The sequence below is a fragment of the Micromonospora echinospora genome (assembly GCF_014203425.1).
GTDB lineage: Bacteria > Actinomycetota > Actinomycetes > Mycobacteriales > Micromonosporaceae > Micromonospora > Micromonospora echinospora_A.
This window is the reverse complement of the sequence record NZ_JACHJC010000001.1, coordinates 4,933,068-4,948,861: the sequence shown is the minus strand read 5'-3', so window position 1 is coordinate 4,948,861 and position 15,794 is coordinate 4,933,068. Positions and strand designations below refer to the sequence as shown.

General features: G+C 72.3%; 14 protein-coding genes. 12 read left to right on the top strand and 2 right to left on the bottom strand.

Annotated features, from left to right (window positions below):
- The first annotated feature begins 3 nt into the window (after positions 1 to 3).
- From FHU28_RS22920 to FHU28_RS22905, 4 genes are read left to right on the top strand one after another with little or no spacing between them, the layout of a single operon-like run.
- Positions 4 to 1,194, top strand: a complete 1,191-nt coding sequence (locus FHU28_RS22920; protein ID WP_184686531.1) for an FAD-dependent monooxygenase — start codon at positions 4 to 6, stop codon at positions 1,192 to 1,194.
- The gene (locus FHU28_RS22915) at positions 1,194 to 1,979 is read left to right on the top strand and encodes a 2,3-dihydro-2,3-dihydroxybenzoate dehydrogenase (RefSeq protein ID WP_184686530.1); all 786 of its coding nucleotides are present in this window, start codon (positions 1,194 to 1,196) and stop codon (positions 1,977 to 1,979) included. Before FHU28_RS22920 ends, FHU28_RS22915 begins: the two co-directional genes overlap by 1 nt.
- Before the next feature lie 32 nt (positions 1,980 to 2,011).
- A complete protein-coding gene (locus FHU28_RS22910) occupies positions 2,012 to 2,692 on the top strand; it encodes an isochorismatase family protein (protein WP_184686529.1) in 681 nt (226 codons plus the stop codon).
- A gap of 12 nt (positions 2,693 to 2,704) precedes the next feature.
- On the top strand, positions 2,705 to 3,406 hold the full coding sequence (locus tag FHU28_RS22905) for an SDR family NAD(P)-dependent oxidoreductase (protein ID WP_184686528.1): 702 nt from the start codon (positions 2,705 to 2,707) through the stop codon (positions 3,404 to 3,406).
- Here the strand turns inward: FHU28_RS22905 and FHU28_RS22900 are convergent.
- Positions 3,399 to 4,139 carry a DUF6081 family protein gene (locus tag FHU28_RS22900; RefSeq protein ID WP_184686527.1) on the bottom strand — a complete coding sequence of 247 codons (741 nt, stop codon included), beginning with the start codon at positions 4,137 to 4,139 and terminating at the stop codon, positions 3,399 to 3,401. The two genes, FHU28_RS22905 and FHU28_RS22900, sit on opposite strands and share 8 nt — an antisense overlap.
- A 194-nt stretch (positions 4,140 to 4,333) precedes the next feature.
- Between FHU28_RS22900 and FHU28_RS22895 the strand changes: the two genes are divergently transcribed.
- The 8 genes from FHU28_RS22895 (at position 4,334) to FHU28_RS22860 (ending at position 13,736) form a co-directional block, all read left to right on the top strand.
- Positions 4,334 to 4,669 (top strand): DUF485 domain-containing protein, encoded by a 336-nt coding sequence (locus tag FHU28_RS22895; protein WP_184686526.1) that lies wholly within the window; start codon positions 4,334 to 4,336, stop codon positions 4,667 to 4,669.
- Positions 4,666 to 6,345 carry a solute symporter family protein gene (locus FHU28_RS22890; RefSeq protein ID WP_184686525.1) on the top strand — a complete coding sequence of 560 codons (1,680 nt, stop codon included), beginning with the start codon at positions 4,666 to 4,668 and terminating at the stop codon, positions 6,343 to 6,345. The genes FHU28_RS22895 and FHU28_RS22890 overlap by 4 nt, the downstream gene beginning before the upstream one ends.
- Positions 6,346 to 6,404: 59 nt before the next feature.
- Entirely contained in the window at positions 6,405 to 8,003 is a 1,599-nt protein-coding gene (locus FHU28_RS22885; RefSeq protein ID WP_221453271.1) for an FAD-dependent monooxygenase, read from the top strand.
- A 133-nt stretch (positions 8,004 to 8,136) separates the two neighbouring features.
- Entirely contained in the window at positions 8,137 to 9,354 is a 1,218-nt protein-coding gene (locus tag FHU28_RS22880; RefSeq protein ID WP_221453270.1) for a 3-deoxy-7-phosphoheptulonate synthase, read from the top strand.
- Positions 9,355 to 9,712: 358 nt separating this feature from the next.
- Positions 9,713 to 10,651: a ParB/RepB/Spo0J family partition protein gene (locus FHU28_RS22875; protein ID WP_221453269.1), complete on the top strand. Its 939-nt coding sequence runs from the start codon at positions 9,713 to 9,715 to the stop codon at positions 10,649 to 10,651.
- 183 nt (positions 10,652 to 10,834) lie between these two features.
- Positions 10,835 to 12,316, top strand: coding sequence for a vanadium-dependent haloperoxidase (locus tag FHU28_RS22870; protein WP_221453268.1), 1,482 nt, complete (start codon positions 10,835 to 10,837; stop codon positions 12,314 to 12,316).
- 107 nt (positions 12,317 to 12,423) lie between these two features.
- On the top strand, positions 12,424 to 12,762 hold the full coding sequence (locus tag FHU28_RS22865) for a PadR family transcriptional regulator (RefSeq protein WP_116506702.1): 339 nt from the start codon (positions 12,424 to 12,426) through the stop codon (positions 12,760 to 12,762).
- Positions 12,759 to 13,736: a DUF1700 domain-containing protein gene (locus FHU28_RS22860; RefSeq protein ID WP_184686522.1), complete on the top strand. Its 978-nt coding sequence runs from the start codon at positions 12,759 to 12,761 to the stop codon at positions 13,734 to 13,736. The genes FHU28_RS22865 and FHU28_RS22860 overlap by 4 nt, the downstream gene beginning before the upstream one ends.
- A gap of 24 nt (positions 13,737 to 13,760) precedes the next feature.
- Here FHU28_RS22860 and FHU28_RS22855 read toward each other — a convergent pair whose 3' ends face one another.
- On the bottom strand, positions 13,761 to 15,752 hold the full coding sequence (locus tag FHU28_RS22855) for an acyl-CoA dehydrogenase family protein (RefSeq protein WP_184686521.1): 1,992 nt from the start codon (positions 15,750 to 15,752) through the stop codon (positions 13,761 to 13,763).
- Positions 15,753 to 15,794: the final 42 nt, after the last annotated feature.

The window sequence follows — 15,794 nt, the reverse complement described above, 5'->3', positions numbered from 1 at the left end:
GACATGCCGCAGATGAGGGTCGCCGTGGCCGGCGCCGGCATCGCCGGGCTCGCCTTCGCCGCCGCCCTGCGCCGGACCGGGATCGACTGCCACGTGTACGAGCAGGCCGATGAGCTGATGGAGGTGGGCGCGGGCGTGCAGGTCGCGCCGAACGCCACCCGGCTGCTGCACCGGCTGGGCCTGCGTGACCGCCTGCGCACGGTGGCGGTCGCGCCGCAGGCGATCGAGATGCGCCGCTGGGACGACGGCACGCTGCTGCAACGCACCCCGCTGGGCAGCGTGTGCGGACGCCGCTTCGGCGCGCCGTACTACGTGGTGCACCGCGCGGACCTGCACAGCAGCCTGCTGTCGCTGGTGCCGCCGGACCGGGTGCACCTGGGCGCCCGCCTGACCGCCGTGACGCAGACCGCCGACGAGGCGTACCTGCACCTGTCCAACGGCACCACCGTCGCGGCGGATCTCGTCGTGGGCGCCGACGGCATCCACTCGGTCGCGCGGGAGCAGATCGTGGCGGACCGGCCGCGCTTCTCCGGGCAGTCCATCTACCGCGGGCTGGTGCCGGCCGAGCGGGTGCCGTTCCTGCTCACCGAACCCCGGGTGCAGTTGTGGTTCGGGCCGGACCAGCACTGCGTCTGCTACCCGGTGTCCGCCGGCCGGCAGGTGAGCTTCGGCGCGACGGTGCCCGCCACCGACTGGCGGCAGGAGTCGTGGTCGGGCCGGGGCGACGTGACGCAACTCGCGGCCGCGTACGCGGGCTGGCACCCGGACGTCACCCGGCTGATCGCCGCGGCCGACCGGGTCGGCAGGTGGGCGCTGCACGACCGGGACAGCATCGACCGGCTCAGCGCGGGGCGGGTGACCCTGATCGGCGACGCGGCGCACCCGATGCTGCCGTTCCAGGCGCAGGGCGCGAACCAGGCCGTCGAGGACGCGGTGGTGCTCGCGGTCTGCCTGGCCGGCGTGGAACCGGCGGGCCTGGGCGCCGCGCTGCGCCGCTACGAACGGATCCGCCTGCCCCGGACCACCCGGATCCAGCGGCAGTCCCGGGCCAACGCCGAGATGTTCCACCTGGCCGACGGCGCCGACCAGCGCCGCCGGGACGTCGCCGCACAATCCTCGTCCGGCCTGGACCGCCACGAATGGCTCTTCGGGTACGACGCCGAGAAAGCCACCACGACCAGCGGGAGCGCCTGATGGAACTGACCGGGATCGAGTCGAGGGTCGCCCTGGTCACGGGCGCGGGGCAGGGCATCGGCGCCGCCGTGGCCGGTGTCCTGGCGAGGGCGGGCGCGCAGGTGGCGGCAGTGGACCGCAACGCCGAGGCGCTGACCACTGTCGTGACGAAGCTCGCCGCCGAGGGCGACTCGGCGCGCGCCTACTGCGTCGACGTGTGCGACAGCGAGGCGGTGGACGCGCTGGTGCGCCAGGTCGAGGACGAGATGGGGCCGGTCGCCATCCTGGTCAACGCCGCCGGCGTGCTGCACACCGGACGGGTCGTCGAGCTGTCGGACCGGCAGTGGCGCCGGACCTTCTCGGTGAACGCCGACGGCGTGTTCCACGTGTCCCGGGCGGTGGCGCGGCGGATGGTGGGCCGCCGTCGTGGCGCGATCGTCACCGTGGCGTCGAACGCCGCCGGGGTGCCGCGTACCGAGATGGCCGCGTACGCCGCCTCCAAGGCCGCGTCCGCGCAGTTCACCCGCTGCCTGGGGCTGGAGCTGTCCGACTACGGCATCCGGTGCAACGTGGTCTCGCCCGGCTCCACCGACACCCCCATGCTGCGGGCCATGCTCGGCGAGGGCGCCGACCCGAGCGCGGTGATCGAGGGCACGCCGGGCGCGTACCGCGTCGGCATCCCGCTGCGCAAGCTGGCGCAGCCGCGCGACGTGGCCGAGGCGGTCGCCTATCTGGTGTCCGACCAGGCGGGCCACGTGACCATGCACGACCTGTACGTCGACGGCGGCGCGGCCCTGCACGTGTGACGCCCTCGTACGGAAACCGGAGGCGAGAACCGATGGCCATGACCCCGATCGCGCCGTACCGCATGCCCGGCGACGGCGACCTGCCCGGCACCGCGCTGCCCTGGCGTCCGCACCCGGACCGGGCCGCCGTGCTGGTGCACGACCTGCAGCGCTACTTCCTGCGCCCGTTCGCGGCCGGGGAATCCCCGATGGCCGAACTGCTCCCCAACGTCGCGAAGCTGCTCGCCACGGCCCGGGCGGCCGGCGTGCCGGTGCTGTACACGGCGCAGCCCGGCGGCATGAGCCGGCAGGACCGCGGGTTGCTGCACGACCTGTGGGGCCCCGGCATGAGCGGCGCCGAGGACGACCGGGGCATCGTCGACGACGTCGCCCCGCAGCCGGGCGACACGGTGCTGACCAAGTGGCGCTACAGCGCGTTCTTCCGCAGCGACCTGGAGGAGCGACTGCGCGGTGCGGGACGGGACCAGCTCGTGGTCTGCGGCGTGTACGCGCACATGGGGTGCCTGATCACCGCCTGCGACGCGTTCAGCCGCGACATCGAGGCGTTCCTGGTGGCGGACGCGCTGGCCGACCTGTCGCGCGAGGACCACCTGATGGCGCTGCGCTACGCCGCGGACCGCTGCGCGGTGCCGTTGTGGACGGCGGATGTGCTGGACGGGCTGGCGGGCGCCGCCGGCGCGGCGCGTCCGGATCAGAGCAGCACCCAACGATGAGGAGAACTTTCGATGTCGGATCGGACTCGGGTCGTGGTCGTCGGCGGAACCTCGGGGATCGGGCGGCACTTCGCCCGATTCTGCGCCGAACGCGGAGACGACGTGGTGATCACCGGCCGTTCGGCGGCCCGGACCAAGACCGTCGCGGACGAGATCGGCGGGCGGACCCGTGGGCTCGCTCTCGACCTGGCCGAGCCGGAGACGATCGCGGACGCGCTCGCCGACGTGCCGCACGTCGACCGGCTCGTGATCGCGGCGCTGGACCGCGACTACAACACTGTCCGCGCGTACCGGCCGGGCGACGCGGCGCGGCTGCTGACCGTCAAGCTGGTCGGCTACACGGCGGTCCTGCACGCCCTCGCCCCGCGGATGACCGACGAGAGCGCTGTCGTGCTGCTCGGCGGCCTGGCCAGCCACCGGCCGTATCCCGGCTCCACCTCCGTCACCACCGCCAACGGCGGGATCAGCGCGCTGGTGCGGACCCTGGCTGTGGAACTCTCGCCGGTCCGGGTCAACGCCCTGCACCCGAGCATCGTCTCCGACACGCCGTTCTGGAGCGACAAGCCCGCCGCGCGGGAGGCCGCCGCGACCCGCGCGCTCAGCCGCCGGCCGGTCACCATGCAGGACTGCACCGAGGCGATCGACTTCCTGCTGACGAACCGCTCGATAAACGGGGTCAACCTGAACATCGACGGCGGGGACGTGCTCATCTGACGCCGGAGGCGATCCGCCACGGCCCCCACCACCCGGTCGCGCCCTGCCCGTGCTCCCGCTGCTCGCGGGGGTACCGGGCCAGGTCGCGGGCGGAGAAGAGCGCCATGCCGGCGTGGAATCCGGCCACCGGCACCGGGACCCGCGCCCAGTAGGCGAGCCGGCCGTCGACGTGGAACTCCACCTCCGACGTCGGCGCCCGGTAGGTGATGGCGTATCCGTGCGCCCGGCCCGGCTCCGTCGGCACGTCCAGGACCACCCGGTGGATGTAGTGCTCGTGCGGCTGGGTCACGCCGGGCAGCACCAGGCGCTCGACCGTCGCGTACACGGTGTCGTTCGTGGCGGCAGCGTTGAACACGACGCCGGTCTCCAGGTCGAACAGGTTCACCGTGCCGAACGCGTCCAGCAGGTCGTGCGGGATCTGCCGGTACGTCCGCACGCCCATCTCCACCTCGACGGTCAGCGAGCCCTCCGCCGGCACGGCGAAGCGCCGCACCGACCGGTACATCTGCTTGGCGTTGTTCTGCCGGGGATCGGTGTCGTGGAAACGGGTGAACGGGTCGACGGTCAGCTCCAGCCGCCCGTCGCCGGTGCGGACGCGGGCGTTGCGGTCCTGGTACCTGTGGGTCTGCCCGTCCGCGCCGGCGATCGACATGATCGCCCAGCGGGCGGGGTCCAGCTCGCGGCTGGTGAAGTCGTCGTACGTCCACGCGCTGGTTCTCAGTGCCGACGTCATGCAGTCACCATCGGACGCCGGCCGGGCGTGGGCATCACCCGTTCACGCGGTTCGGCCGGACCCGCCACGCCAATGCGCCGGCCACGCCCCGGAAATCCCGTGATTAAGCCATGCCGGAGCGTGAACGGTCGCCGAGACTGACGCCGCACCCATCTCCGCATCGTCTGCGACGTTCTCACCAGGGGGAGAGAGCAATGGACACGGCAGCTCCGGCAACGGACGGCGGTCGCTACCTCGCCGTCCATCACAGCGCAGAGTTCAGGGAACTACGGCGACGATCGAGCACGTTCACGCTCTGGGCCAGCGTCGCCTTCTTCGGGTGGTGGTTCCTCGGCAGCCTGCTCGCCACCTACGCGCCGGACTTCTTCCGGGAGAAGGTGGCCGGCCCGGTCAACGTGGGCCTGCTCTTCGTCTTCCTGTCGTTCACATTCGTGGTGGCGCTCGCCGCCTTCTACCTGCGTTACGCCCGCACGCATCTCGATCCGCTCAGCGAGAAGATCCGTGCCGACCTGGAAGGAGCATCCCGATGAGCGTCATCCTCGCCGACCCGCCGCCCCCGGTCGACAACACGTGGGCGACGCCAGCGATCGCCGTCCCGGTCACCGTCGTCCTCGCGCTCGCGGTGCTCTACCTGGTCCGGTCGGCGCGCGCCAGCACCACCACCGCGGACGGCTTCCTGCTGGCCGACCGGCGGATCGGGCCGGTGCAGAACGCGCTGGCGGTGGCCTCCGCGCCGCTGATGTACTCGACGATGTACATCATCACCGGCCACATCGCGCTCAGCGGCTACGACGCCATCCTGCTGATGACCGCCTTCACCATGGGCACCATGCTCGCGCTGCTCCTCTTCGCCGGGCCGGTGCGCAACGTGGGCGGCTACACGCTCGGTGACCTGCTCGCGGTCCGTACCCGCGAGCGGCCGGCGCGGATCGCCTCGGCGGTGCTCACGCTGCTGACGTACGTCATGCTGACGGTGATCATGATGGCCGCCATCGCGTTCATCTTCAACCGCTGGTTCGGCGTCGACGCCCTCGTCGGCCTGGTCCTCCCGGTGTTCGTCGTCGGCCTGATCACGGTCGGGTACGTGTACCTCGGCGGGATGCTCGGGGTCACCCGCATCCTGGTGTTCAAGCTGGTGCTGTCGGTGGTCGTGGTGGGCGTGCTGACCGCCTGGGTGCTGGCCCGCTTCGACCTGAACCTCTTCAGCCTGCTGGAGCGGGCCGAGGCGAACGCGGCGCCGGTGCCCAGCGGCAGCGACCTGCTGGGCCCGGGCCGGCTGTTCGGCGAGGGCGCGACCACGCTCGTGCACCTGTCGAAGCTGTTCGCCATCGCCGTGGGAGTGGCGGCCATTCCGTTCCTGTTCATGCGCAACTTCGCGGTGACCAGCGGGCGGGACGCGCGCCGGTCGACCGGGTGGGCGTCGATGATCATCGTCGGGTTCTACCAGTGCCTGTCCGTCGTCGGGCTGGGCGCCGTCGCGATCCTCGGCCGGGACAACATCGGTGTCATCAAGGCCCACCGCGACATCAGCTTCCCCAAGCTCGCCGACGAGCTCGGCGGTCCGGTGATGGTCGGCTCCCTGGCCGGCGTCGCGGTCCTGACGATCGTCGGCGTCTTCGCGCCGCTGCTGCACAGCGCCGTGACGACGGTGACCAAGGACCTGAACGTGATCCGCGGCCGGCGGCTGGATCCGGCCGCCGAGCTGCGGGACATCAAGCGCAACACCCTGATCATCGGCGTCGGTTCTGTGCTGCTGGCGGTCGTGATGCTGCCGGTACGGACCCACATCTTCATCCCGACCTCGATCGACATTGCCGGCGCGGTGGTCCTGCCGATCGTCGTCTACGCGTTGTTCTGGCGGCGCTTCAACACCCGCGGCCTGCAGTGGACGGTCTACGGCGGCCTCGCGCTCACCGCGTTCCTGGTGCTGTTCTCCAACGGGGTCTCGGGCGAGCCGGACGCCATCTTCCCGGACCGCAACTTCAAGTTCGTGGACGTCGAGCCCGCGCTGATCACGGTGCCGGTCGGCTTCCTGCTCGGCTACCTCGGCTCGATCACCAGCCGGGAGCGCGACGACGCCGCGTTCGCCGAGATGCAGGTCCGGTCCCTCACCGGAGCTGTCGTCACGGGACCGCCGCGGCCGGCCGCCGTGGACGACGAGGACCGCGACGGCCGCCAGGACCGGGCGCCCAGCCCGGTGAGCTGAACATCCGCAACGGTGTGGGGCGGCCCCCTCCGCCGCCCCACACCCCTCGGGAGGCAACTGTGGATCCGGTACCGGTTCTGGTCGTGGGCGCGGGCCCGGTCGGCATGGTCACCGCGCTGGCGCTCGCCCGTCACGGCGTCGCCTGCGTCCTCGTCGACCAGGGCTTCGAGACGTCGGTCCATCCCAAGCTGGACTACGTCAACGCCCGAAGCATGGAGTTCCTCCGGCAGTTCGGCCTCGCCGACGACGTCCGCGCCGCCGGCGTCGCGCCCGAGCACGGGGCCGACGTCATCTGGTCGACCGGCCTGGCCGGTGAGCCGATCACCAGGTGGGGCCTGCCCTCGGTGACGCAGGAGTGGCGCCGCATCGCCGAGCACAACGACGGCACCCAGCCGGCCGAGCCCGGCCAGCGGATCTCCCAGATCGACCTGGAACCGGTCCTGCGGGCCCGCTGCCGGCGGGAGCCCCTGGTCGACCTGCGCCTCGGCGTGCGGTTCGACTCGCTGACCCAGGACGACGCGGGGGTCACCAGCGTCCTCGCCGACGACACGGGCGGCGAGGTCCGGGTGCGGTCGGAGTACGTCGTCGGGTGCGACGGCGCGTCGAGCCAGGTCCGCCGGGCCGTGGGCATCGGCGAGGAGGGCTTCGACGTGCCCGGCCTGCCGGGCGCCTTCATGGTGCACTTCACCAGCCGGGACCTGGACAGCCTGCACCGGCACGGCCGGTTCTGGCACTACTTCGCGTTCCGGTACGTGATCATCGCCCAGGACGAGGTGGACACCTGGACTGCGCACGTCAACGGCGTCGACCCGAACGAGTTCGACGAGCCGCCGGCCGACCCGGAGGCGTTCCTGCTCGACACGATCCGCACCGAGCTGCGGATCGACAAGGTGCTGCTCACCTCGCGCTGGCGTCCCGGCTTCATGCTCGCCGACCGGTACCGCGCCGGCCGGGTGCTCCTCGCCGGTGACTCGGCCCACCGGATGTTCCCCACCGGCGCGTACGGCATGAACACCGGCATCGGCGACGCCGTCGACGTGGCCTGGAAGCTGGCCGCTGTCGTCCGGGGCTTCGGCGGCCCCGCGCTGCTCGACAGCTACGACGCCGAACGCCGCCCGGTGGGGCGGCGCAACATGCACACCTCGCACCGGCACCTGGGCGTGCACCTGCGGGCGGGCGAGCTCCTGCGCGGCGGCGCCCCGCTGCCGTCCGTAGCGGCCTTCCTCGACGCCGAGCGGGGCGAGAACGAGTACCGGGGGATCGAGCTCGGCTACCGCTACTCCGGCTCGCCGGTGCTCTGGCCGGAGGGCCCGGGGGAGCCCTCGGACGACCCGCGGGCGTACACCCCGACGACCTGGCCCGGCGCCCGCCCGCCCAGCCTCCTGCTGAGCGACGGGCAGCAGATCTTCGACCGGTTCGACCCGGCCTCGTTCACCCTCGTGGACTTCACCGGTGACGGCGCCGCCGGGCCGCTGCTGGCGGCGGCGGCTGCGCGAGGGCTCCCGGTCACCCACACCGTGGTGGCCGACCCCCGGGCTCGTGAGCTGTGGGAACGCGACCTCGTCCTGCTGCGGCCGGACCACCACGTCGCCTGGCGGGGCAACACCGCGCCGCCGGACCCCGACGCCGTGGTCCAGCGCGTACGGGGTGGCGGATAGGCGCGACGTGCCGTCACCGGCGGCCGGGTCACGCGCACACGCGACCGGCCGGTCCGGCTGACTCTCGACTGGAGGACAGATGCAGCAATCCGGTTCAACGGCGGAACGCAGCCCACTCGGGCCGTGGGAGGGCATGCCGGCGGTCCAGCAACCGGACTGGCAGGACCACCCGGCGTACGCGGAGACCTGTGAGGCGTTGGCGTCGGCCCCGCCGCTGGTCCCACCCGGGGAGGTACGGGGGTTCCGGCAGGCGTTGTCGGAGCTGGCGTCGACCGACGGGCTCCTGCTGCAGTTGGGCGACTGCGCCGAGAGCCTCTACGAGTGCACCCCCCGGCACACCTCGGACAAGATCGAGGTCATCGACCGGCTGGGGGACCGGCTCAGCGAGCTCACCGGGCGCAACGTGCTGCGGGTGGGCCGGATGGCCGGGCAGTTCGCCAAGCCCCGGTCGCAGGCGACGGAGTGGCACGACGCGCTGAGCATCCCATCCTTCCGCGGCCACATGATCAATTCCGAGCTGGCCGCGCCCGGTACGCGCAAGGCCGATCCGCGCCGCATGTGGTGGGCGTACGAGGCGAGCGACCGGGTGCAGCGGGTCCTGCGCGCCCACCGGGAGGGCAACCGGCGTGCCGCGCGGACCGAGGGACCCTGGTCGAGCCACGAGGCCCTGGTCGTCGACTACGAGTCCCGCCTGATCCGCCGGGACCCGGACACGGGCGAGCACTACCTGGCGTCGACCCACCTCCCGTGGGTGGGGGAGCGGACCCGCCGGTCCGCCGAGGCGCACGTGGCCCTGCTGTCCACAGTGGTGAACCCGGTCGGCTGCAAGATCGGGCCGGACGCCGACCCGGACGACGTCCTGCGGGTGTGCGAGGCGCTCGACCCGCAGCGCGATCCGGGCCGTCTCGTCCTGATCCCGCGGATGGGCCGGGACCGGATCCGGGAGTCCCTGCCGCCGATCGTCCGCGCGGTGGTGAACGCGGGGCACCCCGTGCTCTGGCTGAGCGATCCCATGCACGGCAACACCGTCAAGGCCTCGGTCGGCCTGAAGACGCGCCACCTCGCCGACGTGGTCACCGAGGCGCTGTGGTTCCGCGACATCCTCGACCAGCAGCGACAGCACGCCGCCGGGCTGCACATCGAGGTCGCCGCCACCGACGTGACCGAGTGCGTCGGCGGTTCGGTGGCCGGCGAGGAGGACCTGGCGCGGCACTACACCTCGCTGTGCGACCCGCGGCTCAACCCGGGCCAGGCCACTGAGCTGATCGAAGCGTGGGCCAAGGACACCGCGACGGTCGGCCCGGGGCCGCGGCGCTCCGGCCCTTCGGCGCGGCCTGAGGTCGCCGCCTGACGTCGCCGGTCTTTGCGCCGACCGTTTCCGAACTGCGGGAAAATTGACAGACGGAGACCTGCCGGAGCAAATTCGGCCAGGCTAGTCGCGCCGCAGTTCGTCGTCCACTACTTGCGTGGGTAGTGTCAACTACCCGTGCCGGGACCGTCGGTGGTGTTGCTCAGCAGGAATCCCATCGCAATGATGTGTGAGAAGGCGCAATCCTTCGATCGGTGACCCGCGCACCTCATCCTATCCGCACTGAATCCTGTCTCAGCTGAAGCGAGTGTTTCCAATGTGGGGCAGCTCAAACACGCTGGAAGTGAAGGGCAACGACGAGAGATTCCCCATGCCCGATGCAGCTACGGAGGATCGGTCTGTGCTTGGCGAGACGGTTCCGGTTTCCGCGCTGCTGCCCGGTGACTCCCCGCGGCTGGCGGGCGAGAACGTCGAGCACATCCGGCTGCTGGCCGCGATGCACGACCTCCCGCCGATCCTGGTGCAACGCGGCACGATGCGGGTGATCGACGGCATGCACCGGCTGCGGGCCGCCAAGCTGCGCGGCGACGAGACGGTGCGGGTGACGTTCTTCGACGGCGACGACGCCGCGGCGTTCCTGCTCTCGGTCGACGCCAACATCAAACACGGGCTGCCGTTGTCCCGCGCCGACCGGGAGGCCGCCGCCACCCGCATCCTGCGGTTGTATCCGCAGTGGTCGGACCGCGCCGTCGCCGCGGCCGCCGGGCTGTCACCGACCACGGCGAGCGGCATCCGGCGCCGCCTGCTGCAACCGGCGGCGCGGGAGGGCAGCCGGGTGGGACGGGACGGACGGGTGCGCCCGCTGGACGGCTCGGCGGGCCGGCGGCGGGCCAGCGCGGTCATCGCGCTCCGGCCGGACGCGCCTCTGCGTGCCATCGCGCAGGAGGCCGGGGTGTCGGTGGGCACGGCGCGGGACGTGCGCGCCCGGTTGCAGGCGGGCCGGGACCCCGTCCTGACCCCGCAGCGACCGGCGGCCGAGCCCGAGCCGGCCGCCGACGACGGGCCGGAGGCGCGCCGACGCCGGCTCGGCCAGCCCTCCGCGCCGCCTGTCGACTGGCCGGCGGTACGGGGCAACCTGATCCGGGACCCCGCGGTGAAGTACGCCGAGCTGGGCCGGGCCTTCGTCCGCTGGGCCGACGGGCACGTGGTGGATCCGGCAGCCTGGCGCGAGTTCGTCGACGCCGTGCCGCCGTACTGGCGCAAATCGGTGGCCGAGCTGGCCCGTTCGTGCGCCAGCGCCTGGCTGGCGTTCGCCCAGGAACTGGAGGACCGGGCGTGAAAATGGCGGCCGGCATATTCACGGTGGTTGCCGACAGCGCGTCGCATTCCACCTGTCGCGGCCACTACCCGATCGAGTAGTGGACCGGCTTGAATAACGCGCGTTAATGTTCCTTCGATCCGCTGCCCCTCATTTTTCTGTGAGCACATTTCTGCGGCGGTCCAATGGAGAGGAGAATTCCCGGTGAACATTCTGAGGCGGCCGCGGAAACGGCATCTCGGGGGTGTCGCGGCCGTCGCCGCGGCGATCGCCCTGGTGGCGTCGCTGACAAACGGTGTGGCGGCTGCCCCGCAGGCGCCGACCTTCGACCTCGACAACGGGAACGCCCTGACCGACGTCATCTACCCGGCCCTCAACACCGAGCCGCGGGTCGAGTACAGCGGCCGGCCCGGGTCCTGGGCCGCGGACCGCGCCATGCTCATCGAACTGCCGTGGTTCGACGCCCTGGCGGCGTACCACCCCACCGCGGTCGGCATCTTCTCCACCATCGGCCGCCGTCCCGCCGAGGAGCACACGACGCGCAACAAGAACATCGCCGTCATCTACTCGGCCTACACCTCGCTCAGCAAGCTCTACCCCCAGCACGAGGCGACCTGGCAGCGGATGATGGCCACCGCCGGCCTGGACCCGGCCGTCACCGCGGAGGACCGGACCACCGCCAGCGGCATCGGCATCCTCGCCTCGAAGAACGCGATGGCGGCGCGCCGGAACGACGGCACGAACCGCGACGGCGACGCGGGCGGCCGTCGCTACAACCGTGAGCCGTACGCCGACTACACCGGCTACCGGCCGGTCAACAGCCCGTACGAGCTGCGCTTCCCGTCGCGCTGGCAGCCGAACACCATCTCCAAGCGCGAGGTCGTCCTGACGCAGGAGTTCGCGACGCCCCAGTTCGGCCGGGTCAAGCCGATCACCTTCGAGCGGCCCGAGCAGTTCCGGCTCACCCCGCCGCCGAACCACCATCTCCTGAACCCGAAGGGCTACCGGAAGCAGGCCGACGAGGTGCTGCGCGCCTCGGCGGGCCTGGACGACCGCAAGAAGATGAGCGCGGAGATCTTCAGCGACAACATCACGCCGTACGGCGCCATCGCGCACACGCTCCTGCGGGGCCGGTACAACACCGAGGACTCCGTCCGGTTCATCGTGATGACCGACGTCGCCGGGTTCGACGTGGCGATCGCGTCCTGGTACCACATGCGCAAGTACGACTCGGTGCAGCCGTTCAGCGCGATCCGCCACCTGTACCCGAACAAGAAGCTGACCGCGTGGGGCGGCCCGGGCCGGGGCACGGTCAACGACATCACCGGCAAGGAGTGGCGCAGCTACCTCAGTTCGGTCGCCATCGCCGCGCCGGAGTACCCGTCGGTCAACGCGGCGGTCTGCGTCGCCTACGCCCAGGTCGCGCGCCGGTTCACCGGCACGGACAAGCTGACCGTCGTGATCCCGGTCCGCAAGGGCTCCTCGATCGTGGAACCGGGCGTGACCCCGGCCGCCGACATGATGCTCACCTGGAACAGCTACTCGGAGTGGGCCGCCGAGTGCGGGCAGAGCCGGGTCTGGGCCGGCGAGAACTTCCCCGCCTCGGTCGCGGCCGCCGACCAGTACGCGCCGCAGATCGGCGACCGTGCCGTCGACTTCGTCCAGAGCAAGCTGAACGGGCACTGACCCCCGCGTACCGGTCCACGCTGCCGGCCGCGCCCACGGGCGCGGCCGGCAGTACGCGTTCCGGCCCCCTCGCAAGATGGCTTGTATAGCAAGGTATCTTGCGAGGCATGGACGGGGCACGTGAGCGGATCACCACGAACATCCGCAAGGGCGTGCTGGAGTACTGCGTGCTCGCCCTGCTCTCGCGGCGCGACATGTACGGCCTGGAACTGGCCGACTGGCTTGCCGTCCGCGGTCTGACCGCGAGCGAGGGCAGCCTGTATCCGCTGCTCGCCCGCATGCGGCAGGCCGGATCCGTGCAGACCCGGTGGGTGGCCCCCGAGCAGGGGCACGCCCGGCGGTACTACGCGATCACCGACCAGGGGCGGGCGCACCTGCGGGTGTTCGCGGCGGTGTGGCAGGAGATCCAGCCGCACGTGGACGAGCTGATGGGGGAGGAAGCATGAGCGACGACGGCCTCCCGGAGGCGGCGTGGACCTATCTGCGCGCGCTTGACGCGGAGTTGTCGGACGTCCCGTCCGGCACGGCGGAGGAGATCGTCGCGGATGTCCGCGCGCACATCGCCGACGCTCTGGACAGCGGACGGAGCACCGGCGAGATCCTCGCCGGCCTCGGCGCCGCGCGGGACGTGGCCCGGCAGGCGCGGGAGGAACTGGGGCTGCCGGCCCAGGACCGCCCGGCCCGGGCCGGGCGGACCCTGTCCCTGGTCGCGGTGGCGGTCGGCGTGCTGATCGCCGTGTGCGTGAGCTTCCTGCTGCCGTCCACGGTGCCGGTGGAGCCGATCCAGGCCGATGCCGGCGAGCAGGGCGTCCTCCGCCGGCTCGGCCCGGGAGTCGCGCTGCTCACGCTGCTGCCCGCGCTCGTCGCGGCCGCGCCGCTCGTGGCGCCCGCCCGGGTACGTGCCGGGGTACGGTTCGCCGGCGCGACGGTCCTGACGATGTTCGCCTGCGCGGCCGGCGAGACGGGCCTGTACTACTTCCCGCTCGCGCTGATGGCCTGGGTGGCGGCGATCGTGCCGTGGGCCGTGCGGCGCGGAGCCGGTGGACGGTGGTGGCGCTATCTGACCGGTGGGTTCGTGGCGATGCCCGGCGTGCTGGTGGCGGTCGCGTCGGCCGGTGGCTCGGTCGGCATCGGCTGGGTCGGCGCGGCGCTGTGGATCGCCGGACCACTCGCGGCCGGCGCGCTGTGCGCCTACGGGATCCGGGCCGGCTACGCCGTGACCGCGCTGGCCGGCGCGCTGGTCATGGTCCTCGCGATGGCCGAGCGCGGCTTCCTGTTCGCCGCCTTCTGGCTGTTCGGCGGGCTGTACCTGGCGCTCGGCGCCGGTGCGTACACCGCCTCGCAGGCCGCTGACGGAGACGCCGCCGCGACGCCCGGCCCGCCGGCCCGGCCGGAACCCGCGCCGGCCCCCGGAGGCTGACCCGGGGGCCGTGGCGCCGGCCGGCTAGGCGGGGACGGCCTGCGGGTCGCCGGCGGCGTCGTGCGCGGCCATCGTGTCCTGCCGGGCGGGCTCCTCGCGCAGGATCGCCGCGTGCAGCCACGCGTCCGGGATGGCGAAGCCGTCCACGAGCGTGCGCATGTCCGGGCGCAGTTCCTTGAGCAGCCCGTTCACCACGCTGGTGATGGTCTTCGAGCGGGCCGGGGTGAGCCGGCCGTGCTCCAGCAGCCAGCCCTTGTTCGCCTCGATCACGGTGAGCGCGTACAGGTCGCAGACCCGGGAGAGCAGCTCCTTGACCGCCGGGTCGGCGGTGGCGTCGATCCCGGCGACGAACGCCTCCAGCGTCACCCGGTCGATGTGCGCGGCGGCGACGGCGAGGACGTGGTCCTGGACGTCGTTGAAGATGTCGAAGGGGCGGTCCTTCTTGGTGGACGCGCCACCGCGCAGGCGGCGGACCGCGCTGTCGAGGAGGTGCTCCTCGCGGTCCTCGAAGAGCTTGAGCTGCCAGCCCCGGTCGGTGACGGCGACCTCGTCGTCGCGCCCGGGCACGGCACTGACCAGACGTGCGATCAGCGCCCGCGCGGCGGTGCGTTCCAGCACCATCTCGCGTACCTGCTCGGCCACGAAGGAGGCGCGTCCCCAGCCGTCGAGCGAGCCGAACTCGTCCCGGTAGCCGGTCAGCAGCCCCTTGGCGACCAGTTGCAGCAGCACCGTGTTGTCGCCTTCGAAGGTGGTGAAGACATCGGTGTCGGCCTTGAGGCTGGGCAGGCGGTTCTCGGACAGGTAGCCGGCGCCGCCACACGCCTCCCGGCAGATCTGAATGGTGCGGGTGGCGTGCCAGGTCTGCGCCGCCTTCAGGCCGGCGGCCCGGGACTCCAGCTCCCGCTGCCGGTGCTCGTCGACCGGCCCGTCGCCGCCCTGGATCTCGTCGAGCGCCGCGACCAGCTCCGCCTGGGCGAAGGTCAGCGCGTACGTGGTGGCCAGCGCGGGCAGCAGCTTGCGCTGGTGCGCCAGGTAGTCGTTGAGCAGCACCTCGCGCTCGCCGTCGGCGTCGGCGAACTGCCGGCGGATGTCGCCGTAGCGCACCGCGATGGCCAGCGCCGACTTGGTGGCCGCCGACGCGGCGCCGCCCACGCTCACCCGGCCCCGGACCAGGGTGCCCAGCATGGTGAAGAAGCGCCGGGAGTCGTTCTCGATCGGGCTGGCGTACGTGCCGTCCTCGGCGACCTGCGCGTACCGGTCCAGCAGCATGTCCCGCGGCACCCGCACGTGGTCGAAGCTGAGCCGCCCGTTGTCCACGCCGAGCAGGCCGGCCTTGGGTCCGGCGTCGCCGATGGTCACGCCGGGCATCGGCTTGCCGTGCTCGTCGCGGATCGGCACCAGCCAGGCGTGCACCCCGTGGCGGTGCCCGCCGGTGACGAGCTGGGCGAACACCACAGCCATCCGCCCGTCCCGGGCCGCGTTGCCGATGTAGTCCTTGCGCGCCGCCTCGTGCGGGGTGTGCAGGTCGAAGGTCTGCGTCTGCGGGTCGTACGTGCAGGTGGTGCGCAGTTGCTGCACGTCCGAGCCGTGGCCGGTCTCGGTCATCGCGAAGCAGCCGAAGAGCCGGCCCGCGACGATGTCCCGCAGGTAGGCGTCGTGGTGCCGCTTCGTGCCGAGGGCGGCGACCGCGCCGCCGAACAGGCCCCACTGCACGCCGGCCTTCACCATCAGTGACAGGTCCACCTGGGCCAGCATCTCGGTGGCGACGATCGAGGCGCCCACGTCGCCGCGGCCGCCGTACTCGGCGGGGAAACCGGAGGCGATGCCCAGCTCGACGGGGAGTTCGGACAGCAGCCGGGTGATGCGCTCGCGGGCCTGGTCACCGGTCTCGCCGTACACCGGGAGGAAGCGTTCGTCGAGGTGTTCGCGGTGCGCCCGGCGGACCTCGGCCCACCGGCCGTCGAGCGCTTCCCGCAGGCGTGTGATGTCGATGCGGCCGGATGCGTGATCGAGCATTGTCACTCCTCGGGGCAGCGGACATTTGCGTATACTCTCGGC